The sequence below is a fragment of the Bradyrhizobium sp. BR 1432 genome, assembly GCF_051547705.1.
In the GTDB taxonomy this organism is placed as follows: Bacteria; Pseudomonadota; Alphaproteobacteria; order Rhizobiales; family Xanthobacteraceae; genus Bradyrhizobium; species Bradyrhizobium zhanjiangense.
The window spans coordinates 4,908,611-4,934,341 of sequence record NZ_JBPUGF010000003.1 but is presented as its reverse complement, the minus strand read 5'-3'; the positions used below and the strand labels follow the sequence as shown (position 1 = coordinate 4,934,341).

Annotated in this window: 21 protein-coding genes and 4 pseudogenes; 11 read left to right on the top strand and 14 right to left on the bottom strand. The window is 61.6% G+C overall.

What is annotated here, in order from left to right:
* Nucleotide 1 precedes the first annotated feature (1 nt).
* The 3 genes from ACSKB8_RS23690 to ACSKB8_RS23680 are packed head-to-tail and all read left to right on the top strand — an operon-like array spanning nt 2 to nt 3,618.
* Nucleotides 2-1,537, top strand: a complete 1,536-nt coding sequence (locus ACSKB8_RS23690) for a class I adenylate-forming enzyme family protein (protein ID WP_438106731.1) — start codon at nt 2-4, stop codon at nt 1,535-1,537.
* Nucleotides 1,534-2,622: an NAD/NADP octopine/nopaline dehydrogenase family protein gene (locus ACSKB8_RS23685; protein ID WP_438106729.1), complete on the top strand. Its 1,089-nt coding sequence runs from the start codon at nt 1,534-1,536 to the stop codon at nt 2,620-2,622. Before ACSKB8_RS23690 ends, ACSKB8_RS23685 begins: the two co-directional genes overlap by 4 nt.
* 3 nt (nt 2,623-2,625) lie before the next feature.
* The gene (locus ACSKB8_RS23680; protein WP_438106728.1) at nt 2,626-3,618 is read left to right on the top strand and encodes a 3-hydroxybutyryl-CoA dehydrogenase; all 993 of its coding nucleotides are present in this window, start codon (nt 2,626-2,628) and stop codon (nt 3,616-3,618) included.
* On the opposite strand, the gene ACSKB8_RS23675 is transcribed toward ACSKB8_RS23680, so the two are convergent.
* The 6 genes and pseudogenes from ACSKB8_RS23675 to ACSKB8_RS23650 form a co-directional block, all read right to left on the bottom strand.
* Nucleotides 3,615-4,661 (bottom strand): peptidase M29, encoded by a 1,047-nt coding sequence (locus ACSKB8_RS23675; RefSeq protein WP_438106726.1) that lies wholly within the window; start codon nt 4,659-4,661, stop codon nt 3,615-3,617. The genes ACSKB8_RS23680 and ACSKB8_RS23675 overlap by 4 nt on opposite strands.
* A gap of 63 nt (nt 4,662-4,724) precedes the next feature.
* Nucleotides 4,725-5,466, bottom strand: a pseudogene (locus ACSKB8_RS23670) (ABC transporter permease).
* On the bottom strand, nt 5,463-6,248 hold the full coding sequence (locus ACSKB8_RS23665; protein WP_438106724.1) for an ABC transporter permease: 786 nt from the start codon (nt 6,246-6,248) through the stop codon (nt 5,463-5,465). Before ACSKB8_RS23665 ends, ACSKB8_RS23670 begins: the two are co-directional and overlap by 4 nt.
* Nucleotides 6,245-7,090: pseudogene (locus tag ACSKB8_RS23660) on the bottom strand (ABC transporter ATP-binding protein). Before ACSKB8_RS23660 ends, ACSKB8_RS23665 begins: the two are co-directional and overlap by 4 nt.
* A gap of 123 nt (nt 7,091-7,213) precedes the next feature.
* Nucleotides 7,214-8,908, bottom strand: a complete 1,695-nt coding sequence (gene ilvD, locus ACSKB8_RS23655) for a dihydroxy-acid dehydratase (protein WP_438106722.1) — start codon at nt 8,906-8,908, stop codon at nt 7,214-7,216.
* A gap of 78 nt (nt 8,909-8,986) precedes the next feature.
* On the bottom strand, nt 8,987-9,970 hold the full coding sequence (locus ACSKB8_RS23650; protein WP_438106720.1) for an ABC transporter substrate-binding protein: 984 nt from the start codon (nt 9,968-9,970) through the stop codon (nt 8,987-8,989).
* Nucleotides 9,971-10,147: 177 nt separating this feature from the next.
* Between ACSKB8_RS23650 and ACSKB8_RS23645 the strand changes: the two genes are divergently transcribed.
* Nucleotides 10,148-11,065, top strand: a complete 918-nt coding sequence (locus ACSKB8_RS23645; protein ID WP_438106718.1) for an NAD(P)-dependent oxidoreductase — start codon at nt 10,148-10,150, stop codon at nt 11,063-11,065.
* A gap of 12 nt (nt 11,066-11,077) precedes the next feature.
* Here the strand turns inward: ACSKB8_RS23645 and ACSKB8_RS23640 are convergent, their stop codons facing one another.
* From ACSKB8_RS23640 to ACSKB8_RS23625, 4 genes are all read right to left on the bottom strand, one after another.
* Entirely contained in the window at nt 11,078-11,641 is a 564-nt protein-coding gene (locus ACSKB8_RS23640) for a flavin reductase family protein (RefSeq protein WP_438106716.1), read from the bottom strand.
* A gap of 9 nt (nt 11,642-11,650) precedes the next feature.
* Entirely contained in the window at nt 11,651-12,880 is a 1,230-nt protein-coding gene (locus ACSKB8_RS23635) for an acyl-CoA dehydrogenase family protein (protein ID WP_438106714.1), read from the bottom strand.
* A 179-nt stretch (nt 12,881-13,059) separates the two neighbouring features.
* Nucleotides 13,060-14,331 (bottom strand): CaiB/BaiF CoA transferase family protein, encoded by a 1,272-nt coding sequence (locus tag ACSKB8_RS23630; protein ID WP_438110654.1) that lies wholly within the window; start codon nt 14,329-14,331, stop codon nt 13,060-13,062.
* A 337-nt stretch (nt 14,332-14,668) separates the two neighbouring features.
* On the bottom strand, nt 14,669-14,968 hold the full coding sequence (locus ACSKB8_RS23625) for a hypothetical protein (RefSeq protein ID WP_438110652.1): 300 nt from the start codon (nt 14,966-14,968) through the stop codon (nt 14,669-14,671).
* 510 nt (nt 14,969-15,478) lie between these two features.
* Between ACSKB8_RS23625 and ACSKB8_RS23620 the strand changes: the two genes are divergently transcribed.
* The 3 genes from ACSKB8_RS23620 to ACSKB8_RS23610 all read left to right on the top strand — a co-directional run bounded on the left by ACSKB8_RS23620 (nt 15,479) and on the right by ACSKB8_RS23610 (nt 17,933).
* Nucleotides 15,479-15,679 (top strand): hypothetical protein, encoded by a 201-nt coding sequence (locus ACSKB8_RS23620; protein WP_438106712.1) that lies wholly within the window; start codon nt 15,479-15,481, stop codon nt 15,677-15,679.
* Nucleotides 15,680-15,825: 146 nt separating this feature from the next.
* Nucleotides 15,826-16,170 carry a response regulator gene (locus ACSKB8_RS23615; RefSeq protein WP_438106711.1) on the top strand — a complete coding sequence of 115 codons (345 nt, stop codon included), beginning with the start codon at nt 15,826-15,828 and terminating at the stop codon, nt 16,168-16,170.
* 230 nt (nt 16,171-16,400) lie between these two features.
* Nucleotides 16,401-17,933, top strand: coding sequence for an FAD-dependent monooxygenase (locus ACSKB8_RS23610; RefSeq protein ID WP_438106709.1), 1,533 nt, complete (start codon nt 16,401-16,403; stop codon nt 17,931-17,933).
* A 186-nt stretch (nt 17,934-18,119) separates the two neighbouring features.
* Here ACSKB8_RS23610 and ACSKB8_RS23605 read toward each other — a convergent pair.
* Nucleotides 18,120-18,308, bottom strand: a pseudogene (locus ACSKB8_RS23605) (LysR substrate-binding domain-containing protein); the annotation flags it as partial.
* A 423-nt stretch (nt 18,309-18,731) separates the two neighbouring features.
* On the opposite strand from ACSKB8_RS23605, the gene ACSKB8_RS23600 reads away from it, so the two are divergent.
* A complete protein-coding gene (locus ACSKB8_RS23600) occupies nt 18,732-18,968 on the top strand; it encodes an EF-hand domain-containing protein (protein WP_438106707.1) in 237 nt (78 codons plus the stop codon).
* Between the two features lie 74 nt (nt 18,969-19,042).
* On the opposite strand, the gene ACSKB8_RS23595 is transcribed toward ACSKB8_RS23600, so the two are convergent.
* Complete coding sequence (locus ACSKB8_RS23595) at nt 19,043-19,450, bottom strand: hypothetical protein (RefSeq protein ID WP_438106704.1); 408 nt, start codon at nt 19,448-19,450, stop codon at nt 19,043-19,045.
* Nucleotides 19,451-20,228: 778 nt separating this feature from the next.
* On the opposite strand from ACSKB8_RS23595, the pseudogene ACSKB8_RS23590 reads away from it, so the two are divergent.
* The 3 genes and pseudogenes from ACSKB8_RS23590 to ACSKB8_RS23580 form a co-directional block, all read left to right on the top strand.
* Nucleotides 20,229-20,354 (top strand): annotated as a pseudogene (locus ACSKB8_RS23590) (double zinc ribbon domain-containing protein); the annotation flags it as partial.
* A 102-nt stretch (nt 20,355-20,456) separates the two neighbouring features.
* Entirely contained in the window at nt 20,457-22,298 is a 1,842-nt protein-coding gene (locus tag ACSKB8_RS23585; protein ID WP_438110650.1) for an ATP-binding protein, read from the top strand.
* Entirely contained in the window at nt 22,295-23,596 is a 1,302-nt protein-coding gene (locus ACSKB8_RS23580; RefSeq protein ID WP_438106702.1) for a hypothetical protein, read from the top strand. Before ACSKB8_RS23585 ends, ACSKB8_RS23580 begins: the two co-directional genes overlap by 4 nt.
* A 611-nt stretch (nt 23,597-24,207) precedes the next feature.
* Here ACSKB8_RS23580 and ACSKB8_RS23575 read toward each other — a convergent pair.
* Together ACSKB8_RS23575 and ACSKB8_RS23570 are read right to left on the bottom strand one after the other, a co-directional pair.
* Nucleotides 24,208-24,495 carry a hypothetical protein gene (locus tag ACSKB8_RS23575; RefSeq protein WP_438106700.1) on the bottom strand — a complete coding sequence of 96 codons (288 nt, stop codon included), beginning with the start codon at nt 24,493-24,495 and terminating at the stop codon, nt 24,208-24,210.
* Between the two features lie 955 nt (nt 24,496-25,450).
* Nucleotides 25,451-25,645 carry a CsbD family protein gene (locus ACSKB8_RS23570; RefSeq protein WP_438106698.1) on the bottom strand — a complete coding sequence of 65 codons (195 nt, stop codon included), beginning with the start codon at nt 25,643-25,645 and terminating at the stop codon, nt 25,451-25,453.
* Nucleotides 25,646-25,731 lie beyond the last annotated feature (86 nt).

Genomic DNA, 25,731 nt, shown 5'->3' with positions numbered 1-25,731 from the left:
GGTGGACCTCTGTAGCCTGATCGACCGCAACGCGGCGTTCGCGCCAGACAAGACGGCCATTGCCTTCGAAGGCGAACGGCTGAGCTATGCCGCATTCGCTGCACGCATCGAACGGACCGCAACCGCCTTGAAGCAGGAACTCGGCGTCGGCCGCGGCGACCGTGTCGCGATCCTGAGCCTGAACCGGCCGGACTACCTCGTTCTGCTCTACGCTTGCGCGCGGCTCGGCGCGATGCTGGTGCCGCTGAACTGGCGGCTGGCGGTCGCCGAGCAGCTGTTCATTCTGAGCGATGCCGGCGCCAAGGTCCTGGTGCTCGAGCAGGCATTTGAGGGAGTGCTTGCCGAGCTTGGGCGGACCGCGCCGGGGACATCCGTCGTCGGCCTCGACTTCACGCCGCCTCGCGGCACGACATTCGAAGGTCTGCTGGATCGCGGCCAGGGCAGCGGCCGCAATCCGCACACCGATCTCTCCTGCCCGCTTCTCATCGTCTACACGTCAGGAACGACGGGTCGGCCGAAGGGCGCGGTGCTGCGGCAAGAGGCGCTGTTCTGGAACGGCGTCATGAGCCAGCACATGCACAACATGACGTCGAACGACCACGTGCTGACCGTGTTGCCGTTCTTCCATGTCGGCGGCCTCAATATCCAGACCACGCCAGCGCTGCAGTTGGGCGCAACCGTCACGATCCTCGCCCGCTTCATGCCGGATGCGGCGCTCGCGGCGATCGAACGCGAACGGCCGACGCTGACCGTGATGGTGCCGGCGATCATCCAGGCCGTGAGCGAGCATCCCGCCTGGGCAACGGCCGATCTCTCGTCACTCAAGGCCGTCGCCACGGGTTCGACCATCGTGCCGCCGCACCTGATCGACCGCTTCGTCGCGCGCGGCGTTCCCGTGCTGCAGGTCTATGGCTCGACGGAAACCTGCCCCATCGCAATCTACACCCGCCTCGGTGGCGATCTGTCGCGTGTGGGATCGACCGGACTCGCCGGCTTGTGTTGTGAGGCAAAGGTGGTCGATCAGGCCGGTGCCGAGGTGCCGGCTGGCACACCGGGCGAAATCGCGGTGCGCGGCGCCAACGTGTTTTTCGAATATTGGGGCAATGCGGACGCCACGCGCGAAGCGCTGCAGGACGGCTGGTATTGCACCGGAGATATCGGCCTGTGCGACGCGGACGGCTATTTCTGGGTGCGCGACCGCAAGAAGAACCTGATCATTTCCGGCGGCGAGAATGTCTACCCAGCGGAAGTCGAGCGCGTCCTGCTCGAACATCCCGACGTCAGCGAATGCGCCGTGATCGGCCGGCCGGACCCGCGCTGGGACGAAGTCCCCATCGCTTATGTGATCCCGCGATCCGGCTCGCATCTCGAAGCGGATGAACTCAGAACGCACATCCAGGCGCAGCTCGCGCGATTCAAAGTTCCCCGCGATATCGTCTTCGTCACCGACTTGCCGCGCACGGCGCTGGGCAAGGTGCAGCATTTCCTGCTGAAGCAGCTCGATGCGCAATCGCGCGCGCAAGGAGAAACATCTTGAAGATTGCGGTTCTGGGTGGGGGAAACGGTTCTTTCGCGGCCGCGGGCGATTTTGCGCTGTCGGGGCATGAGGTCCGGCTCTGGCGCCGCGATGCGGATCAGGTCGCAGCGCATCGCGCTGCCGGCTCGCACATCCTGGTTAAGGATCATAACGGCCGCCACGACGTGAAGCTCGCGCTGATCACGGCCGACATCGCCGAAGCCGTTGGCGGCGTCGAGCTGATCCTCTGCCCCGCCCCGGCCTTCGCACAGCCGGACATTGCCGGTCTGCTCGCCCCGCATCTGCGGGACGGCCAGGTCGTTTTTCTACCGCCGGCGACATTCGGCTCGATGATCTTCGCCCAAGCGGCCCGAGATGCCGGCAACCATGCCAAGGCCAGCTTTGCCGAGACCGGAACCTTGCCCTGGCTGACCCGCAAGCATGGACCGTTCGAGGTCGCGATCACCATCCGCGCCAAGCGACTGCCGGTCGGCGTATTCCCGCTCGATCAGGCGGCGCATGCGCTCGAAGTCATTGGAGGCGCTTTCCCTGGCGTGATCGAACCGTGCGGAGATGCGTTATCCGGCGCCCTGATGAATGCAGGGCCTGTCATCCATCCGCCACTGATCGTGATGAACGCCGGCCCGATCGAACATTTCGAGCGCTGGGACATTCACAAGGAAGGCACGCAAGCCGCGATCCGCCGGGTCACCGACGCTCTCGACGCGGAACGCATCGCGGTGCGCGAGGCGCTCGGTTACGGCGCGCCGCATTTCCCGCTCGCTCATCACTACGCGAAGGAAGGCGAGATCTGGATGTATGGCCGCGGCTCGCACGACCGGCTGACCGATTCCGGGGACTGGCGCGAACGGATCGTGCTGACCGAGCACCGCTACATGCGCGAGGATCTGCGGCTCGGGCTGTCGTTGCTGGTCTCCGTCGCCGGCCTGGCTGGTGTGGCCACACCGCTGGCCAAAGCGTTCCTGGCGATCGGCGGCGCGGTCTGCGGCGAGGATTTTGCGCGAGATGGCCGAACGCTCGAGACGCTGGGCTTCGGCGATCTCAGAAAAGCTGAATTGCAGACGCTGCTTCGCAATGGATTCTGATCGATGACCAATCGCGTCAATATCGTCTGTCTCGGGGCCGGCCGCATGGGGCGCGGTATCGCCGTCGCATTCGCCTATGCGGGGCACAGGGTCACGATGATCGACATCAAGGCGCGCTCCGCGGACGATTTCGCCAAGCTGGAGGCGGACGCGCTCGGCGAAGTCAGGAAGACCTTCGACAGCCTGTCGAAGCTGGGGCTATTGACCGAGGCCGACGTCGATCCGCTCATCGCGCGGGTCTCGGTGGTGGCAGCCGGCGAAAGCGGTGCAGCTCTCTCCGAGGCCGCTATGGTCTTCGAGGGCGTTCCTGAGGTCGTCGAGCTCAAGCGGGAGGTGCTGGCGGCCGCCTCAAGGCAAGTCGGCCCGGATACGATCATTGCATCGACGACGTCGACCATCCTCGTCGACGATCTCTCCGTCGCGATCGTGAACTCTCGCCGCTTCCTCAACGTGCATTGGCTCAATCCGGCCTATCTGATCCCGCTGGTCGAGGTTTCGCCCGGCAAGGCCACCGATCCCGCCATCATCGACGAGGTCAAGGCGCTGCTCGAAGGCATTGGCAAAGTACCGGTGGTCTGCGCAGCGACGCCGGGCTTCATCGTCCCGCGCATTCAGGCGCTGGCGATGAACGAGGCCGCTCGTATGGTCGAGGAGGGTGTCGCCAGCGCGGAAGAAATCGACAAGGCGATCCGCTACGGCTTCGGCTTCCGCTACGCCGTGCTCGGCCTGCTCGAATTCATCGACTGGGGCGGCGGCGACATCCTCTACTACGCCAGCCGCTATCTCGAGGGCGCACTCGGCAGCGACCGCTATCGGGCGCCAGAGGTGATTTCGCGCAACATGAGCGAGGGACGGATCGGCCTGCGGACCGGCGCGGGCTTCCTTGACTATTCCGGCCTCGATGTCGATGCCTATCGCGTCGAGCGACTCAAGGCCATGGTCGACCTGCTCCGCCACTTTGGCCTGGCGCGGCCGCCTGTGGTCGATCGCGGCTAGCCGAAGATGTCCTGGAGCACACCTTCGCGGACGACGGCAACGCCGTCCAGTTCGATGGTTGTTCCCATCATTGGCAGATCGAAATGACCCGCCGTGTAGCGGCCTGCGAACTCGTTCGCACCGGTCGAGAACAGGAAATTTCCGGACACAGCGCGAAGCTCCGTGCCGTTGGTATCGCGCTGGTCGTACATCGAGAGCGCCTCGTACCGCGCGCCGGGGTTCATGCCAAAACCGACATGCGAGACCGCATAGGCTTCGCGATCGCCCCAGGCGGCGAGATAGCTGCGCATCATTGCGGCATCGGTGCCTTCGCCTTCCAGCTCGACGACATAATCGTCCTTCAGCGTCATCTTAACCGGCGACGTTAGGTACCGCTTGAAGGTGAGATTGATGTCGCCCGGCGCCATCACCAGCGTACCGTTCACTGTCACGCTCTTGGGAAAGCTGACGACGATTCCGCCGGGCCAATGCGCCAGCGTACCGGGTTTGTCGGTCCAGCCCCACACGCCGACCGTGGAGGCTCCGATCATATCAACATCAAGAGCCGTTCCTGCTTTTGAGGTGACCCGCATCCGCTTGGTCCCGCGCAGCATTTTTGCCGCGGCACGAACGCGCTTCTCGAGCGCGGGATCTGGCACCATCCGCTCTAGCGCCTCGGGATGCTCGTTTGAAATCACCAGAATACGCGCGCCAGCCTTGAGAATTTCGGGTGTCTCCACCGCATGCATCAGGCCCTCGATGGTGCAATCCACTACAAAGCCGGCCTGCTGAAGCGCGCTGATCACCGGCCCCAGCCGCTGGATCGCCTCGCTTGCCCCGGTCGAGCGAACCGGAACGACATGACGGTTACGCGGTGTCGGCATCACCACATGAAACGGCCGCGCTCCCATCCGCAGCAGCGCGAGCTCCGCCAGATGCACGTTCAACGCACGCGACTGGGTTTCCGAGAGGATCGCCGCGGTATCGCCGGTCTTGACGGCGCATCGCTCAAAGATCTCGCAAAATGCGTCGATCCATTTTGCCTCGATGCGATCAGCCAGCATGGTTCACTCCCTCTCTTCAGAATTCTTATTTGTCTGTTACGCTTCGGGGAAGCCCCGGAGCAGTTACGATCGCACGGCTCCAAGCAAGCCGTTCAGGATCAAACCCAGCAGCGAGATCGTGATCAACGGGACGAACATGTCCACGGCCTGAAAGGTTCGGGCCGCCGTCACGAGCGCATGACCCAGTCCGTCCGTCGAGGTGATCATCTCGGCCAGAAACACCACGATGCAGGAGATGACAAGGCCGATCCGGCAGCCGGTCAGGATCGACGGCATCGCCGCCGGCAGCACGACCTTTAAGAGGATTTCATAGCGCGGCGTTCCCGCCGCCATGGCCGACCAGATCAGCTTCTGCTCCACGGTCGACGCACCATAGTAGGTGGACAATAGAATTGGGAAGAGAGCATCGGCAGCCACCAATGTGATCTTCGACCCGTGGCCGAAGCCGAGCAGCAGCCAGCAATGCTGGATAGAGAGCGACCTTGGGCAACGGCGCCAATACGCGCACGATCGGCCGAACCACGGCGTTGATCGCAGGATTGGCGGCGGCGGCGATGCCGATACTGACACCCAGCACGACCGCAGTCGCGAACCCGGCAAACAGCCGGATCAGGGTAGCCGTGATCTCCTGCTGAAACGTCCACGTCACGAGCTGCTGGAACAGCCGGCTGAAGACATAGCCCGGCGGCGGCAGCAGCGTCACAGGTGCAAGGCCTGTTGACACGAGGCCTTGCCAAACTGCGATCACCAGCACGATTGGTGCAAGCCCGAGAACGACGTTTGGGGAGAGAAGGCGTGACATCATGAGAAGCTCAGCGGCAGGTCGAACTGAGGCTCGGACCAGCGCACAAGGCGGGCACGAACCCTTTCGAAAATCGCGTCGAGGCAGATTCCCATTGCCCCCACGATGATGATCATCGCAAAGACGGTGTCATATTGGCCCATGTCGAGTGCGTTGAACAGGATGTTCCCGGCGCCGGACTGACGGGCGATCATCTCGCTTGTGATCATCGTGATCAGCGCCAACACCAATCCCGTGCGGCAGCCCGTCAGAATTTCCGGCAGTGCCGCGGGTAACACGATGCGCACCAGGCGTTGCGCCGGCGAGAGCCCCATCGCGGCGCCTGACCATACCATCTTCTCTTCGACAGCCTTGGCGCCTTCGAAGCTGTGATAAATCACGGGCAGGCTGACGCCGAGGAAGATCACCAACGTCTTCGTGATGTCGCCAACGCCCAGCCACAGCATGATGATCGGCATCAACGCCGCCTTCGGCACCGGGTAGATCACCATCAAAAGCGGATTGAAGAAGGCCGCGACCGCGCGGCTCCGTCCCATTAGGAGACCAAGTGGAATCGACACTAGCACGGCTACGCCAAATCCAATCGTCATGCGACGAAGCGAGGCCAGAATGTTGATCAGGGATTCCTTATCGCCAAGAATATCTGGGATCGCGCGGATCGCTTCGATCGCCGTCGGAAAACTGTCGTTCTTCAGCACGAGTGACGCGACCTGCCACACCGCCAGCAATCCGATACAGGCGAGCACCGGGGCAGCGCGCTTGACTATGGCAGCCGACGACATCATGCGGGCGCGCCGGCTGCGTCGCTCTCATCGAACATGTGCTCGATATTGACGACGTATTTCTGGTACCGTGGATCGAGCAACAGCTCGTTGCGACGGCGCGGCCGCGGCAGATCAATATCGATGACCTGCCGGATGCGGCCGGGCGATTTCGACATCATCACGACCTTGTCGGAGAGGAAGACAGCCTCGTCGACCGAGTGGGTGACGAATAGCACCGTCTTGCGATCACGCTCCCAGATGTTCAAGAGATCGTTCTGCAAGCGGGTCCGGGTATGCGCGTCGAGCGCACCGAACGGCTCGTCCATCAACAGAACTTCGGGATGGTAGGCGAGCGTTCGCGCCAGCGCGACGCGCTGCTTCATGCCACCCGACAGCTCCTTGGGATAGAAGTTCTCGTAGCCCTTAAGGCCCACCATTTCGATCAAGGCCCGGCTCTGCGCTTCAGCCTCGGCGGCGCGCACGCCTTGCTGGCGCGGACCATACATCACATTGCCGAGCACCGTTTTCCACGGAAACAGGGCAAACTCCTGAAACACGGGTCCGCGATCTGGACCAGGCCCCGTGATCGCCTGCCCCTTCATCTTCGCCGCGCCGCTGGTCGGGCTGACGAAGCCCCCGACGATGTAGAGCAGGGTCGACTTGCCACAGCCGGAGGGACCGAGGATTCAGACAAATGCGCCCTCGTCGATCGTGAGCGAGATGTCCGATAACGCCACATGATCCTTCCGCGCCGAGGTTTGAAAAACCTGCGAGACGCGGTCGATCTGAATGATCGCAGAAGCCCGGTTTTGTGACATCACCGGTTTCACCCATTCATTCGATCTCGAAGGCACTGCCGTCATACCGTCGCTCGCCTCACTTGCGCGTAAACATTACTCGACGAATTTGCCGAACGTTCACCTTCAGCGGCACGAGCTTAGCAAGAAACCTGCCAGACAGAGGTCGTTTTCGCACCCGGCGGTGCGTCATTCGAACCAGGGCCATTCCGCCGGCCCTTCATGCGTGACAGCTCCACCCGGTGCCTGGCCGACCAATCGCGCATATTTCGCCAGCGCGCCGGCACGATGACGCGGCGGGCGAGGCTTCCAATCGCGTCGGCGCGCCGCAAGTTCCTGCTCTTCGACCAGCATGTCCATCTGGCGGTTTGCGGCATCAATCCGGATCTTGTCGCCGTCACGAACAAGCGCCAGTGGACCGCCAACAAAGGCCTCGGGAGACACGTAGCCGATGCACATGCCGCGGGTCGCGCCAGAAAACCGTCCGTCGGTAATCAGGGCCACTTTTTCGCCCATGCCTTGCCCGTAGATCAGCGCGGTGACGCCGAGCATCTCGCGCATGCCGGGCCCACCGACCGGCCCTTCATTGCGGATCACCAGGACCTCGCCTGCCTTGTAGCTGCGGTCACGAACCGCTTTGACGCAAGCCTCCTCGTCTTCAAAAACCCGTGCCACGCCCTCGAAGAACTGGCTCTTCAATCCCGCAACCTTGATCACCGCGCCGTCGGGACAAAGATTGCCTTTCAGCACCGCCACGCCGCCATCGGGCATGATCGGCGCGCGGGCCGCGTAAACGACCTCACCATCGGGCGCGTTGGCTGCACCATATTCTTCGGCAAGCGTGCGGCCCGTGATGGTGATGCAGCTGCCATCGATATGCCCGCTCTGGATCAGTTCGCGGATCACCACTGCGGCGCCGCCAATATCGTAGACATCCTTCGCGGTGTATTTGCCTCCGGGCCGCAGATTTCCGATCAGCGGTGTCCTGGAAAAGACCTCGCCGACGTCATCGATCGTGAACGCGATGCCCGCCTCGTTCGCGATCGCCGGCAGATGCAGCGCGGCATTGGTTGAGCCGCCCGTCGCAGCGACAATCGCGGCGCCATTCTCCAGGGACTTTCGCGTCACGATGTCGCGCGGCAGAGGCCCACCGCGTTCCAGCATCTCCATGATCAGGCGTCCGGCCCGGCGTGAGATCTGCGCACGCTCGGCGTAGACACCGGGCACCATCGAGACGTTGGGGATGGTGAGGCCCACTGCCTCCGAGACCATCCCCATCGTATTCGCAGTGAACTGGCCGGCGCACGCACCGATGGTCGGCAGGCAGGCGCGCTCGATCCGCTCGAGTGTGGCGCGATCGATCTCGCCGGTCATGAAGCTGCCGACAGCCTCATAGGAGTCGAGCACCGTCAGGGTCCGCCCGTCCACGCGGCCGGGCAGCGAGCTGCCGCCGTAGATGAAAATGGATGGCACGTTGCAGCGAACCATAGCCATCATCACGCCGGGAAGCGTCTTATCGCATCCGCCATATCCGATCAGCGCGTTGTAAGCCAGACCATGGACGACCGCTTCGATGGAGTCGGCGATCAGCTCGCGCGAAAACAGGGAGAACTTCATCCCCTCATGATTCATGCTGATGCCGTCGGAAACCGAAACGGTGGAGAATTCCCGCGGCGTGCCACCGGCCTCCTCGATTCCGGTCTTGGCCGCAGCGACCTGAAAGTCGTGGGTCATATTGCAGGGCGTCTGCTCGCCCTTCATGCTGACGACGCCGACCATCGGCTTGGCGATCGCGGCGTCGTCGAGACCCATTGCACGCATGAACGCACGATGCGGGGCTCGATCGAGACCGTCTGTGGTGACCCGTGATCGCAACTTCTTCATACGTGCATCTTCTTCATGCTGCGTCCCGGATGATCCGGGACGCCACGATCCCTGTCCTCGGACAATTCGCCAGCTCGCTTATTGCAGCGGAGCGACGATTGTCGGATGCTTGAACTGTGCGACATCCAGTTTCGGCAGCATTCCTGTCTCTGCGTAGATGTCCAGCATCTTCTGGATCGCGGGGAAATTCGGTGCCGCACCTGGATCGCGACCGAAATCGTTGTCCTTGAGCAGATAGGTCTCGAGCACTGGAATAGGCGCTTTGAGCACCTCGGACACGACCTTCAGGGTCTCTTCGCGGTTTGCCAGCGCCTTCTTCATGCCCGATGTGATGTCGCGGACATAGGCCTTGACCAGTTCCGGGTTCTTGTCGACGAAATCGGCACGGCAGGCTTCCAGGATGTGCACGATGTTCGGCATCGCCTGCGACAGCGAGAACAGCTTTCGGGTACCACCTTTTGCCTCTGCGCGCGCGGCAAAGGGCTGGTTCATGTTGACCGCATCGACGCGGCCCTGTCGGAGCGCGTCTTCGGAGACGGCAAAGCCGACCTCGACCAGCTTGATGTCCTTGGCCGGATCGACGCCATTTTGCTTCAGGAGCATGTTGAATGGCCCCTGCGTGCCGCCGCCGATCACGGAAATGCCGACCGTCTTGCCCTTGAGATCGGCGATCGTCTTGATCGGCGAGTTATCCATGACAGCCCAATAGACGGAGAAGCCGCCGGGCTTCTCGAAGACGTGCTGTGCCACGATATAGGCCTTGAGATTGCCGCCGACCACGCCATTGGCGAGCGACAGCGGCGCCTGTGTCGCGCAATCCAGCGCCCCAGCTGCAAGTGCCTGCGTCATCGGCGCGGTGCCCTGAAACTGGGTCCATTCGATGTTGTAGGCCTTGCCGAGGTTCGGAAACTCGGCCGGGCGGCGCATCATCCAGTACTTGGATTCTTCGGCCGGGATCGTCCAGCCGACGCGGATGGTCTGCTGCGCCCGCAACGGGCCTGAGCCCGCGATCACGGCCGCAACCGCGCTCAATGCCAGGATCCACCTCGAAACGGTTCGCATCTTGCCCACTCCGCTGCTCCGGCGCCAACGGGCGCCACCCAACCCGACTGGTGCAAATGTTTCATGGTTCAAACAATCAGGCAAGCCATGCATGCGCCGCGGTGTCACTGAGCGCAGTGCCATGTAAGGTAAGCTGGCGGTCGCACGGCGTTGCGCCGCGACAGAAGGAGGCAACCTATGGCTGATGCGAGCAGGACAAACCCGCAAAGCGTCGACAGGCTCGGCTATATCGGCCTTGGGCTCATGGGGGCACCCATGACCCGGCGTCTGCTCAAGGCTGACTATCAGGTCACCATCTGGAACCGATCGCAGGACAAGATGGCTCCGCTCGTCGAGGCCGGCGCAAGCCGCGCAGACACACCCCGCGACGTGATGGCAAACTCGGAGATCGTCTTCATGTGCGTAACGGACGCCGCCGCCGTCGAAGAGGTGATCTTCGGGCGCGAAGGTCTTTCGTCGGCTGCCGGCGCCGGCAAGCTTGTCGTCGACTTCTCGTCGATTCATCCTGACGCCGCACGCGACCTTGCAACGCGATTGAAAGACGCGAACAGTACCGGCTGGATCGATGCGCCTGTGTCCGGGGGCACGAAGGGCGCTGAGGAGGGCACCCTTGCGATCATGGCCGGCGGAGAAGCTGCCGACATCGAGAGGGTGCGGCCCTATGTGCTGGCCATGGCGCGCAGGTTCACTCACATGGGCCCGATCGGCGCAGGCCAGACCACAAAGCTGTGCAATCAGGTGATCGTCGGATGCGCGATGGCCGTCCTCGCGGAGGCAACACGCCTTGCCGTGAACGCCGGAATTGACGCCAACCGATTGCCCGAAGCACTCGCCGGCGGCTTCGCGGATTCCATCCCACTCCAGCTCTTCGTGCCGCGGATGGTTCAGGGCATTCACACCCCGCCGCTCGGGCACATCGCCACAATGCTCAAGGACCTCGATACGGTCGCCGATGTCGCACAGGCGACGTCCACGCCGGTGCCGATGGCCTCGCTTGCGGGGCAACTTTTCAGGCTGGCCAAGTTAGCGCGAGGCGCGGAAGCCGACGCGCTGGAGATCTACAAGCTTTCAGCGTCGGAGCGTCAAGCTGTCTAGGATGGCAGCGAGTTACGGCGCCTTGTTGCGCTCATCGTCGGCCAGAAAGCGACCGAACGTCCCGTGCGCGAAGAGCAGCGGCTCCTTCACATTGTAGGTATAAGCCTCGACTGCGCCGAGAAAGATCACGTGGTCGCCGCCATAGTAGCGATTGACGGAGCGGCATTGGAAATTGGCGACGCTGTCTGCCAGCACCGGCGCACCGCCAAGCCCCGGCGCCCAATCGACGCCGGTGAACTTGTCGTCGGACGGTTTTGCGAATTTGTTCGCGAGTGCCTGTTGCGAAACGCCAAGCACGTTGACCGTGAAATGACTGGCGTTCTGGAATACGGTCAGACTGGAGGAATAGACAACGAGGCTCCACAGAACCAGCGGAGGATTCAGCGAGACCGAGGCGAACGAATTGCACGTCAGACCATACGGCTTGCCATCAGGAGCCGCGGCCGTGATGATCGTTACGCCCGTTGCGTAGGTGCCGAGCGCGTTGCGGAAATCGCGAGGATCGATCGACGAGCTGTCGCTCGCGAATTCGTTGGCTGGATCGGGAACGGCCGGCTGCTTCGGCAGATCATTCATCGGCCGGCCTCACAGCGTGAGATTCTCGGACGGCAGGCCCAGCGCCACGCGTCCATAATTGGTCCCCGCCGCGTCGAAATTGAACGCGAGATGCGAGTTGATCGCGTGCGCATCGCGGAACTGCCGCTGCAGCACGCCCGTCGTGAACAGGCCGCGCGCTCCGCTCGCGGCAAACAGCATGGAGACCGCTTCGGTGCACAGATTCACCGAAAAGGCTCCATCGCGCCGATATCTGGTTTTGGTCGCCATATCGGGAATACGACCGCACCGAGCGTTCTCCATCGCATCCAGGCAGGCTGAGCGCATGATCAGGCGCGCCGCATCGATCTTCGCCGAGGCCTCCGCGATCTTGATCTGCGTGCTTTGAAAGTCGCTCAGCTTGGCACGGTTGTAGGTCGAGATGCGATGACGCGCGACCTCGGTATAATCGTCGAGGCACGCCTGCGCGTTTCCCAGCGCGACTCCGGAGAGGACGTAAGGAAACAGCGAGAACACAGGGAGCGCATATAGCGGATTCGGATTGACCTTGCTTCCCGGCGTTGGGCCCCCGGCGAGATCGCCGACGGCGACCGTCATATAATCAGGCACAAAGGCGTCCCTGACCTCCACGTCGCAAGATCCCGTCCCGCGCAATCCCGCGACATTCCAGGTGTCGAGGACATTATAGTCGCCTTTCGGCAGCAAAAAGATCCGATACGCGATGCCGTCGGCTTCGTCGTCGGAGTAAACAACGCTTGCAAGCATATTCCATTCGCAGGAGGCGACGCCCGAGGAGAACGGCCAGCTACCATGCAGCCGATATCCACCCGCGACCCTCGTGGCGCGTCCGGCCGGAAAAATGAACGAGGACGCAATCAACACGTCCGGATCGCCGTCCCAGACCAGATCCTGCGCCTTCTGCTCGAACATGCCGAGCATCCAATGATGGCTCGCCAGGTTGGCCAGGTTCCAAGCCACCGAGGCATCCGCCGATCCAAGCAGTTCGGCGCAGTCGATCAGGGCAACATAGTCAAGCTCCGCGCCGCCAATTCGTCTCGGTTGGAGCATCCGGAACAGGCCGGCGTCGTGGAGATCCTTTTCAGTCTCCGGCGGAAGATGCCGTAGCTCCTCTGTCCGCGCCGCCCGTTCTCGCAGCCGTGGGAGGAGCGCCCGGGCCTTCGCGATCATTGCCGCATAGGCGCGTTCACCGGCTTTCAGTCCAGCGGGCTCGCTCATGCTCGGCTCTCGACCAGGCGCCATTCGTATCCCTCGCTCTCACGCATTTATGCGGCGGGACCTTCGCCAAATCAAGTCGAGGCCACGCTCGCAATGCGGTCGCGCGGTACCTCGGCCGGACGAAAAAGCAGGATCGCTCGCGCGTGCATCGCAAAGCGGCGATCCGCGGGCATCGCCATACCTGCCCGGAGGCGGCCAACTGCCTAGCTCAAATCGGTCGAAGGCTTGGCCGATCCAAAGGCACTCTTTTCGGCGAACTCCGCGATGCGACGTTCGTCGTAGCCGAGCGTATCGTGCAAGATTTGTTTCGTATGTTCACCCAGCAGCGGAGCAGCCACGGGATCAATGGCCCCAGTCAGGCTCATCGCAATTGGCGGCTCGATGTTGGGGACCCATTCTGCTGTACGATGCGGAATCCGGCTCAAGCGGTGGCGCTCGCGTGCTTCCGGCGCATTGAACCCCTCCTCCACCGTCCGGAGATAGCCGACCGGGATATTGGCCAGCTTCATCTTTGCCATCCAGTTCTCGAGGGTATCGCTTGCAAAGACCTCGGCGATAGCTGCCCGCAGGAGCTCCTTGTTCTCGGAGCGCGCTTTCCGCGTCGCAAATTGCGGATCGGTGATCAGATCGGGCCGGTCGAGCACCTCGACCACGAGACGGCGATAGAGCCGGTCGTTCGCGCAAGCCATGTAGAGCGGCCCATCGGAGGCCTCGTAGACGCCGACGGTGGGAGATCCGCTCGGCGAATTGCCAAACCGGCCAGGATTCTCGCCGTTGATCAGATAGGCCATGCCGTAGAAACCGGTCATCCCCATCGCAATGTCGAACAGAGCGACCTCGACATGCTGCCCGCGACCGAGCCGGTCCCGCGCCAGTAATGCCAGCAGGATGGCGTTGCAGGCAGACATTCCCGTGGCCATATCCACGATCGGCGGACCGGTACGGACCGCCGGGCCGTCGGCAAACCCGTTGAGCGACATGAAGCCACTTTCCGCCTGCGTGATGGGATCGAAGCCTGGACGCGCAGCGAACGGTCCGGTGCGCCCATAGGCGGAGATTGAGCAATAGACCAGCCGTGGATTTAGCGAAGCGACAGATTCATAATCGAGGCCGAATTTCTTCATGACCCCGCTGGAAAAATTTTCGACGACAACGTCTGCCTTGCGGATCAGGTCGAGCGCGATCTCGCGAGCCTCCGGCACGGTAAGGTCGAGCACGATGCCGCGCTTGTTGCGGTTCAGGCTGAGATAGGCGGCACTCTCTCCACCGATTTCGGCGTGCTCATAGGCTCGTGTGTCGTCGCCGCCGTCAGGGTTTTCAATCTTGATGACTTGCGCGCCGAAATCAGCAAGCGTCTGTGTGCAGGCCGGCCCAGCGACGACACGCGTAAAATCGACGACCAGCAGACCATCGAGTGCAGTTGGCCCTCCCCTCGCCCGCGACGCACGTTCCGGCAACTGAGGCTTGGTAGGCATTGATAGCGCTCCTTTACATCGGCTTATAGCCGCCGAATTTCCTGCAAGATCGAACTTAAAGCCCGGCGCCACCGACTTCGCAAGTGTTTCACCTGCACGGCCTGAGAACGCAAAAAAGGCCCGGCGGCCATCGGGCTGCCGGGCCTCTCGACATACTGCGCATATAGGCTGCGCCACATCGGACTATTCGGCGTTACAGGCCGCATTCCGCATCACGGGAAACGCCGCTCACCGCTCATCTCAGCCACTTTCGCCAGTAAAGCGTATGCGACCAGGCCCAGGGCACTTCGGGCTCAACCTCGATCCGTCGTACGGCGACGTCGCCCCCGAGGAATCCTCACTTACCCAGCACGACCTGGACGCCTAACAAGACGGCCCCCATCAGGCCGGTGGCGATTACCGTGATGACAGCCTTCAACGTATACCGCTGCGCCTGGTCCACGCTTTTCCGCCATCGCCGCAGGTGTTGGAAGTCCACCCTGAGCTCTTTCCGATCGTCATCCTCGATTCCAAAAGAAGCCAGCGCCGACGCCACTGCCTTCGATACGATCGCATCGATGCTCTCTTGCCGGAGTCTGTGCTGCTCAGCCAGCGTTTCGACAACAATGGCCTTGATTTCCTCGTCCACCATCTTCACCGCTTGATGATCCTTGCAGCGTTCTCGAAGCCGCGTTTGACGAAGTAGGGGACCACGAGATTGGCCGTGATTCCTGCCAGAGCATCCGTGGATGCCAAAGCCGAGGACCTTGTCCCAGACCAGGAGTTTTGCGAGATGTAGTGCCGCGCGATAGACCATCAGCTTGTCCGGCCTTTACAAGTGCCCGATCTCGGCTCCTGGAGATCGCAGCGGCGTGAGCAAGGAGCGCAGCGCCGCGCGGGCCAGCACGTTCGCGCGTCCAAGACCGGCTACGGTACGGACGGGCGGCACGCTGATCGGCGCTTCCCGAACACATGCCAAGCGAGCGCGTCGCCATAATGTGTGGGCCACCATCCGATTCTGGATCGAGAACTAAAAACCCACGGCGGATATTTTCCACGCGGGTGAACCAAATTGGTCTCAAGATGTCATCCTACCGGTGTGTTTTGCCTGACGTTTCAAACGAACAAATTCACGTAACGTGCGTTTGGCGATCAGGAGGACCGGTTGATGACAGTTAAGATGACGCTACAAAAGACATCGCGAAATCTGCCGGGGCCCAAGCCACGCATCGACACGGCGCGCGACACGCAAGAGTCGATTATTGAAGACGCTGGCGAGACAGAGGACAGGGGTCGCGACCTCGTGCACGGCGATGGCGGAACCATCGACCTCCCCACGAAATCCAGCGATTTGTCGAAGGACGATTAGGGGCACCGGCGGCGCGCGTTTGGATGATGCCATGCGGCCGGGGTTTTGCCCGTCGTGTCAAACGTCTGAAAATGCGACCAGAGCTTGCCGGGAACCTACCTGACGAGAGGCGCGTTTAGTCCTTCGTTGGAAGGAACGTTCGTTCGATGAGTCACACTGTCCTGGTTGTTGACGACGACCCCGCCGTCCTCGACGTGATCGTCGGCATGCTGGAAGATCTTGGCTGCCAGGTGATTAGCGCCCAAAACGGTCCGAATGCGCTCGATCAGCTCAACGAGAACCAGGACATCTCCATCCTGATCACGGACATCAATATGCCCGACATGGATGGCCATGAACTGGCCGAGTTGGCCAAACGAGTCCGCCCCGAGTTGAAGGTGCTTCAGCTGTCCGGTCGCGAACCCCGGCGCGGCGGCCTTCCGATGATCAGGAAGCCGTTCTCGTTTGAGGAACTCGCCGACATCATGCAGCGAACCGCCGGCATTTGCTGACGACTATGCTCAAAAGAAAACCCGCAGCGGATTGCTCCCGCGCGGGCTGAACCGAACTCTTTCGATGATGCCATTCTGCCAGTGTTTTGCCCGACGTGTCAAACACCGTCGAGGGCAAGACGACGAAACCCCTCCTCCCAGCTAGATATGTGGTGCGCGAGGGGCTTGCTTCAAGTCCCCGTCCCTGCCGTAGAACTCGTGGCCCAGCCGACACATCGAGGGGTCGCGACATGCCTGTATTGCTTCCCAGGTCCCGCTCACACCAGCATGTGCATCGCGCCGGCGCGAGGACAGCCGCGATGACCGATCATGCCGTGGTGATCGCCGGCGCTGGCCCAACCGGCCTGATGCTGGCTGCGGAGCTCGCGCTCGCCAATGTCGACGTCGCTGTGGTCGAGCGGCGCGCGAACCAGGAGCTGGTCGAGACGCGCGCCGGCGGATTGCACGCCCGCACCCTCGAGATCCTCGATCAGCGCGGCGTCGCCGACCGCTTTCTGCGCGAGGGCCAGATCACCCAGCTCGCCGGCTTCGCGTGGACGCGGCTCGACATCAGCGACCTTCCCACCCGGCACGCTTACGGCCTCGCGCTGCGGCAGAGCCACATCGAGCGCATCCTGGCCGGCTTGGTCGAGGAACTCGCAGTTCCGGTCTATCGCAATGCCGAGGTAACGGCTTTTGCGCAGGATGAGACCGGCATCGATATCGCGTTGTCGGGCGGAAAGACGCTGCGCGCAAACTATCTCGTTGGCTGCGACGGCGGTCGCAGCCTAGTGCGCAAAGCCGCTGGCATCGAGTTCGCCGGTTTCGATCCGACGCTCAGCAACCTCATGGCCGAGGTCGAGATGAACGAGGCGCCGGCATGGGGCCTGCGTCACGATGCGCTCGGCTTCCACGGCCTCAGCAAAACCGAGAGCGGACGCGTACTGGTCGTCGTGACGGAAGCAACGCTCGCGCGCACCGGCGAGCCCACCTTGCGCGATCTCAGCGACGCCCTCAGGGCGGTCTACGGCACCGACTTCGGCCTCAACAATCCCGCCTGGATCTCCCGCTTCACCGACACGGCACGGCAGGCCGTGTCCTATCGCAGGGGACGCGTGCTACTCGCCGGCGATGCCGCGCATATCCATCACTCCGTCGGCGGACAAGGCCTCAACACCGGCGTGCAGGACGCCGTCAATCTCGGCTGGAAGCTGGCGCAGGTGGTAAATCGCATCTCGCCGGACAGCCTGCTCGACACCTACCATTCCGAGCGCCATCCCGTCGCGGCACGCGTCCTGCAAAACACCATGGCGCAAATCGCCCTGCTCCGCCGCGGCGACGATGGCCTCAAGGCCGCGCGCGACGTCGTCTCCGAGCTGCTCGCCATGGACCAGCCGCGCCAGCGCGTTGGCGCAATGATGAGCGGGCTCGACATCCGCTATGATCTCGGCGAAGGGCATGCGCTGCTCGGACGGCGTATGCCGGATCTCGATCTGACGGTCGAAAGGCAGCCACTAAGACTGTTCGCGCTACTGCACGGCGCGCGGGGCCTGCTGCTCAATTTTGAGAAGGCAGATGTTCTCGACATCACGCCATGGGCGGGGCGCGTCGAAGCGGTCGATGCTGCCTACGACGGCACATGGGAGCTTCCGGCCATCGGACAGATCGCCGCGCCCAAGGCCGTGCTCGTGCGGCCCGATGGATATGTGGCCTGGGTGGAAGACGATAGCCAACGCGGACTTGCGGAGGCGCTGACGACCTGGTTCGGGCCGCCTGCTGCGTAGTGTTACGAACGTCTCACTCGCCGCCGAGACAAACAAAGCCCGCGGCATCCCCCACGCCTGATCCGAACTCGTTCACTGATGCCATTCTGCCAAGTCTTTTGCCCGTCGTTTCAAATTCGAAACGGCCGCGGCGAGCGACAGACGGCAGGTTCAGCCGGGAGCCGCCGTTCCAACCGGCAAACGGCGTAACTCGCCCATACGAATCGCCACATCGAACGGCTCGGCCACCAGATCGACATGCCGCAGCGTAAGATCGAACTCGAAGCTGATCTCGGGATAGCGCCGGGAGAACTCGGCCAATTGGGACGCAAGATAAGTCGTGGCGAGATCCACAGGCAGAGAAACGCGCAAGACGCTGCTCGGGTGGGCAAGCATCTCGCGCCGCAACTGTGCCTTTTCAAGGCATTCGGCCTTTTTCCGGACCGTCGCGCCGATCAGTCCGAGGCCCGCCTTTAACCCGAAACGGTCCTGCATGCGGTTGTAGTGCATGCGGTCTCCGTCTGGCTCTTCCAGCTGAAGCCTACGATCTTAGTAGTCGATCAGAATGGCGGCTGCGTTGGGGGAAAGCCGAGCAGGAGGATCAATATCACTCGCGCGGAATTAATGGGACGGGCCACACATCTCCGAGGAGGTTCGAATGTACTCGCGCGTTCTGGGACTCACGATATCTACCCTCATTCTGGCGTATTGCAATGCGGGCGCCATCGCACAGGACCGAATGACGCCCCAGCCAGATCAGCAACAAATGCAATCTCATTCCTGGGCCGGGAAAGCCCGAGCACGATAGGGCAAGGTGGTATGAACGACATGATGGGAGGACATATGATGGGGCGTGGCATGATGGGTGGGAGCGCCATGGGACCTCCTTTTATGATGCGTATGATGTTCGCTCTGATGGACGCCGATGGCGATGGGACCATCTCACTGCAAGAGTTTCAGGCAGCTCACGAACGAATTTTCAAGGCGATGGACAGCAATAAGGATGGCAAGCTTACCCTGGAGGAGATGCAAGCTTTTATATATCGGACCAGGTAATTGGCTCAGCGTGGATGGCGCGTCGTAGCGCGCGCCATCCGCTCCTACGATCGGTCTCTTACGAGGAGCCAGCCTTAGGCCTTCAGGTCCGTGATCCGCATAATCGCGACCACATTGCCATCGTTGAACGCCTGTTCTTTTGTATCCTTGTTGCAAGTCCAGACAAAATTCTTTTTGCCCGTAAAGGTCTTTCCGTCCTGCTCGAGCCGAAGCTCGCCTTCGGTGATATGGCAGACCATGGCATTCATCATCGGGGGTCCCATGGTCTTCGATCCCGGCTGCATAATGATATCGCGCATTGAGACGGTCTTAAAACCTGGGATCAGGGATGGTGTCTCGCCTTCATATTCACGCACTACAACACCTGCCCAAGGCGTCGTATCCTTGTAGCCTGTGGTTTGAGCGGCGGCTGGCTTCACTATGGCAGCCGAAGCCGCTGCCAGCCCGATTCCCAGTGCGGACCTTCGATCGATCTTGGTCATCGCTTTTCTCCCAACATAACCTAACGACCGCTGCAAAGCGGCGCGCAAAGTTTGTGGCTAAGGTGGTACGAAACCGAAAAAGGATCGGTCGCTAAGAGAGCCTGCCGACAGCACCAGCGCTGCTCGTTCGCCCTCGACGGTGATTTCGGCACATCCCGCTTCAAGGGCAGCGACATTCTACGCCTGCAGACAGATCCGGGAAACAGATAGGTTGCACGAAGATAGGATTGTCAGGCGCTTCGAGGCAGGGAAACTGCGACCCTTAGGACTGTCCGGAGCCCTCTGAGACATACCTAGGGGGCCGATCCGCTTTGCGCCCAAGAGCTGCCGTTCCCGCAAATTCGCATTTGCCCCACAGCGCTCGGTTGCTGACGCGCGAGAGGACCTTTCATCGACTCGGCCGGCGGTAGTTAGTGGACGGCCCATAGGTTTGCCGGCATTTGCTGATCACCACCAATTTCGCGCTTGGGTCGTCTTAGGATGTGGTCAGCCTTCTTAAATTGAAAATGGGCTTGAGCTGCAGAGTGTTAGCCAGTTCATAATCCTCGTCGAGCCTGCCAGCTTAAGCTTTCGAGACAACCGCTCGGGAGGCAACGATGACACCCAGCTGGCTCATTTCCCTGCGACTATCGCCTGTGTCTACTTCCTGAAAATTGTGAGTTTGATCGTCCTTGACGCTTGGTAGGCAGCTGACGAAGAATCTTCAAAGAGCGCGCTCTGAAGATTCGCCCATAGACCGACGCGACCTCACGTCGGTCGGAATTCGATCGGGTGCGGCATGAATTGTCCGAGTTGCGGCAAAGTCAACCCAGAGGGAAAGAAGGTCTGTGGCGATTGCGGCGCGCCGCTATTCCTTCGCTGCCCTGCGTGCGGGGCCGACAATCCGCCAGACAAGAACTTCTGTGGCGACTGCGGTGCCGCGCTCACGCCGACAGTACCGCCGCAAGTAACAGCAGGGGCCGGCGCCTCGACGTCCATCGTAGCGCGGGCCACGGAGCGCTCGAGCTTGTCACCCGCGCCAAGTTCTTCCGCCGAGCGTCGCCAGCTCACAGTGATGTTTTGCGACCTCGTCGGCTCGACGGCACTTGCGACAAGGCTCGATCCAGAAGATCTACGAGACATAATCGCCGAGTACCGCGATAGCGTAGCGGCGGTCGTCCGCAAGTACGGTGGCACTATCAGCCGCTACATCGGCGATGGCATGCTCATCCTGTTCGGCCATCCTTCAGCGCATGAGGACGATGCCGAACGCGCGGTGCGCGCTGCGCTTGAGATCGCCGCGCTCAGGCGCGCGCCGAGAGCCCCACCCGAGTTCGAGCTCCGGGTTCGCCTTGGGCTCGCGACTGGTCTCGTCATCGTAGGTGACCTTATCGGCAGCGAAGCTGCGGAGGCACAGGCGGTGCTTGGCGAGACGCCAAACCTTGCCGCTCGACTGCAAGCGCTCGCCGAACCGGATGGGGTGGTAATCGCTGAGGACACGCGGCGGCTCATCGGCGGGCTCTTTGACTACGAGAATCTCGGCGCGGTGACGCTGAAGGGCTTCGCCATGCCGGTGCAAGCCTGGCGGGTGCTGCATGAGGGAACAGCGGAAAGCCGCTTCGAGGCGTTGCATCCTGCGGTCCTCGCCCCGCTGGTTGGGCGCGAGGAAGAACTCGCGCAGCTGGAACGGAGCTGGCGCCGTGCGCGGGTCGGTACCGGTCAAGTAACACTGCTCGTGGGCGAGGCGGGGATCGGCAAGTCGCGCCTCGTTGCGGCTCTGCAGGAGCGTATCGAACGCGAGCCGCACACCTGCTTGCGCTATTTCTGCTCGCCACGTCATCAGGAAAGTGCGCTCTATCCCTTCACCGCACAACTCCAGCGAGCGGCTGGTTTCGATCGTGAGGACACACCGAGGGCGAAGCTCGATAAACTCCGAGTCCTACTATCCCCGGCATTGCCGTCCGACGAGGACGTGGCGATCCTGGCCGAGTTGCTGTCGATCCCGGACGGTGATCTGTATCTGCCGGTTACCGTTACGCCGCAACAAAAGAAGGAGAGAAGCTTCGCCGCTCTGGTTCGCCAGCTTGAAACTCTCGCACAAAGATATCCAATTATGGTCGTGTTCGAGGACATGCAATGGATCGATCCGAGCTCGCACGAGCTGCTGGACCGGACGGTCGATCGAGTAGCAAGCCTACCAGTTTTGGTCCTGATCACCTGCCGCCCCGAGTTCCCGTTGGTATGGACCGGAAAGCCGCACGTCAGCTTGCTCGTGCTGAACCGGCTTGACCAGAGCGCGGGCGCCGCGCTGATCCGGAGCGTGGCTGGCACCCGGACGCTGCCGACCGAAATCGTCAATGAGATTGCTGAACGAACGGATGGCGTACCGCTGTTCGTCGAGGAGTTGACCAAAGCGGTGCTCGAAACAAGCCCCGAGGGGATCGCGCGAGCCATCTCTTTCGCGCCCCTGCCCGGACTTGCTGTGCCGGCCACGTTGCATGCTTCGTTGATGGCGCGGCTCGACCGAATCGGTCCGATAGCTAAGGAGGTGGCGCAAGTCGGCGCGGCCATTGGCCGCGAGTTCTCCTACGATCTGCTTGCCGCGATCGTGCAGCGGTGCGATCACGAGCTGCAAGCGGCGATGAACCGGCTGATCAACGCCGGGCTCATTTTGGGCGTGGCGAACCGCCCGACGCCAATTTCTTGTTCAAACACGCACTGGTCCAGGACGCGGCATACGGCACACTGTTGCGCAGCCAACGCCGCGAGCTGCACGCGCGGATCGCTGGCACGCTCGAGGAGAGGCTCGCTAGGGGCATCCAAGAGCAACCGGAGATCCTCGCCCACCATTGCGGGCATGCGGGTTTGATCGAAAAGGCGGTTTCCTATTGGCAGCAGGCTGGTGAGCGTTCCAAGGCTCGATCGGCCATGACAGAAGCAATCGTGCAGATGCGAAGGGCGCTCGATCTGCTATCCCATCTCCCGGATACCCCCGGGCGCCAGGGCACCGAAACTGACCTTCAACTCGCGCTCGGCGGCGCACTGATCGCCGCAAAGGGCCATGCGGCCGAAGAGACCGGCAGGGCCTACGCCCGGGCGCGTTGCCTCTGCAAGTCACTGAACGACACGCCGAACCTGCTCAAGGCGCTCTGGGGCGAGTTCGTGCATTATCACGTGCGTGGTGAAACGGACCGATCCCATCGCATCGCCGAGGACCTGCTCGATTTGGCTGGACGACAAAACGACGCCGCTATTCTTGTCGCCGGTCATCGGGCAGTCGGCGATAGCTGGCTTCATCGCGGACAATTGGCCCTGGCGCGTGCCCATCTTGAGCGGGGGCTCGCCATGTACGATCCGGAGCTGCAGCGCTCTCTGACGGCCCTGTTCGCAGAAAACGCCCGCGTAGCGATGCTTTCGTTCCTGTCGCTGACGTGTGGCCTCCTTGGCTTCGCCGATCAGGCGCGCGTGCAGAGCAATGACGCCCTGGCAGAGGCGCGCGATTCGTCCCACCCGATCAGCCTCGCGTTCGCGCTGAGCGTCGCATGCCGATTGCATTTCGTGCTCGATGATGCGGATATGGTTGGGCGACGGGCGGAGGAGCTAGTTGCGCTCACCACCGAGCAGGGCTTTGCCTTCTTTCTCGCGATGGGGACGGCATATCGCGGCTGGTCGCTGGCCGAGGCCGGCGACGCCGAAGCCGGGGTGGACTTACTGCGGCGCGGTATCGAGGGATTCCAGGCGTCCGGCGCAGCATGGACTCTTCCGTTCTACCTCGCGCAGCTCGCGGCGGCCGAGGCAAACGCAGCACGATTTGAAACCGGGCTCGGTCAACTATCCGACGCCTTAGCACTAACCCAGAAATTGGGGGTGCGATGGTTCGAGGCCGAGCTGCACCGGCGACGAGGCGAGTTGATGCTAATGGCTCGGCCGGGCGCCGCGGCCGAGGCGGAGACTGAGTTTCGCCACGCCATTGCGATTGCGCGTCAGCAGGAGGCGAAACTCTGGGAACTTCGCTCTGCCGTCAATCTCGCCCGGCTCTGGCGTGATCAGGACAAGGCTGATGAAGCACGCGGTCTTCTCGCGCCGGTCTACGGTTGGTTCAACGAGGGCTTCGACATTCGCGACTTGAAGGAAAGCAAGGCACTGCTGCAAGATCTTTGGGTGTAGACACGTGGAACTTTTACCGTAAGCGCGATCAACTGCAGCTCCGAAGCAATTTCGGGTTTGGCGACTCTACTGTGCCATCGTGTCAGAAGACCAAGGCCGGAGAGTCGCATCGCAAAGTCCTCTTTGCGTCACGAAAATGAGGTCCCAGTCAATCGACGGTATGGTTGACAGTTTGCGAGAGTCCCTGCGAAGCCAAAGTGCGCGTACGTACCTGTGGAATAGAGGGCTGACTAGTGTCGCGATCGGCGTCCAAAATTTGGAAGCCGATTGACACCGGAAAATGCCGGGACAGCGCCAAATCGACGCGAATGACGCGAGGCGGACTCCGACTTACACCATTCGCGTTAATTTATGCGGCGCGTCCCTTGTCTGACTGTTCCTCGACGACGGTCGTCGTTTCTTCTAGCCCTTTTTCGTAGTTGCCCGCGAACCTCTCAATACTATCGGCCCACATGCTCAGGACTGACACTTGAAAGTGCATAATCGGATTCAACGCATTCATACCGATTGCAGTCGTTGCGGTGACGGGATTTTTGGGTCGCGCGCGAAACGGTTTGCGTTAGCGGTCTTGTCTGCCATGCGGTTCGCTCCCTCTTTTTGGTGTTGTGGCCTTAAGCTTCGTGGTGGGTTGTGCCCTGCGTGCTTCTAAAGCACTCAGCCAAGACCTGATCTGCCGCAAGCCTCGCACATCTTTCGTCGTGCAATTCGTCCAGTTTTTTTAAGTAAGCGACGGCCGCTATTTGCAATAGATCGAAATTATCTCCACCAGTATCAGGAAGATTGGCGACGTAGCGATAGAGGGCAGAACGCCTATTATCGTTCTCGCTGATGCCGCTGTGGAACAGCAGGTAGTTCCGCCAAGCGAACGCACACGCACCTTCTATGGCCTGAGAAGTCATAGGCATCCTCCAAAGACAGAGAAAGATTGGCTACCGGTTTCGTTCCGCGATGTAACGTTGTTTCGTAGCTGCACCGCATGGTGCCTACACCGCACTTAAAGTCAGCAGTTCCCGGCGCGCTCCTGGAACGTCCCACACGCACCCCGAAGATTTTTAGGAAGTCACTGCGGGAGGATTTGATGAACAAGCATCCGGAATTGGCAACAGCAATGCTGGCAGGAGCATTTTTGCGCCGTGCTCCTAGTCACTCCACCTCTACGTAGAGCACCGCACAACGCGTGGGATCCGCAAGACACCGCAAGCAGGCGTAGGCGAGGAGCCAGATATTTGGCGCGTCAGCGGAGTGCCTTACATGAGGTCAGAACGTTAGGAGCAGCTTCTCACGCGGGCGGCTGGATTGGCTCCATTCGAGAGTTCCTATGACGCGCCCTCACTTGACAAATTCCAGCCGCGTCCCAACCCGCCGTCTCCGATGCCCGCTTCTGGCCCAAAGGCGCTGGTCCGGGCGGCGTGCCTGTTGTCCGCTCATCGAAAAAGAGCGAAACAAACAAGCGGAGCCACCAGCCGGCGCTCATGACCCTCAAGTTCGAGAGCCGAAACAGCCAGACGGTCTTTCCCTGTAGATGGAAACGATGCGTGTTCTTCGCGTTGAGGTCAATGGACGATGACAATCTGCAAGCTCGCAGCGAACAAGCTCTCGTCGTGGTGACCCTCAGCACGGCGACACTGATCGCGTGCGTTACACTTTTAGTTTCTCAATTGTAAGCTTCGTTAAATTGGTGGTGATTGAGTAGTCCGCCGCGATATGCGAGTTGGCCTGGGCTAACACGTCCGGTAAGGAGAGCGACGCGGACCTCGTGCGAACGTTCTGGCCCCGAACGGGCACACTCAGCCAGAGCGCTCAGTGGCAAAGAAAAGGCAGCCCGAGGCGGCTAGTCTTGGACTTCCCTCTTGCTTATTTTTTGAGGGCGTCAGCAGCGTCCCGCGCTGCATCCTTCACATCTCCCGCGGCGTTGTGGGCGAATCCCTTGGCCTTGTCGATCTTGCCTTCGGTTTCCATGTCCCTGTCGCCACTGAGCTTACCCGCACCTTGTTTGATGGCGCCTTTTGCCTTGTCGGCTGCGCCCTTCACATGTTCTCGATCCATCATCGTGTTCCTTTGCTGTCCGGAAGACCAGCACAACGGAAGAGTTCACGCAGTGGTTCCTCGGATAATAACCAGCGGTCTTGCACACG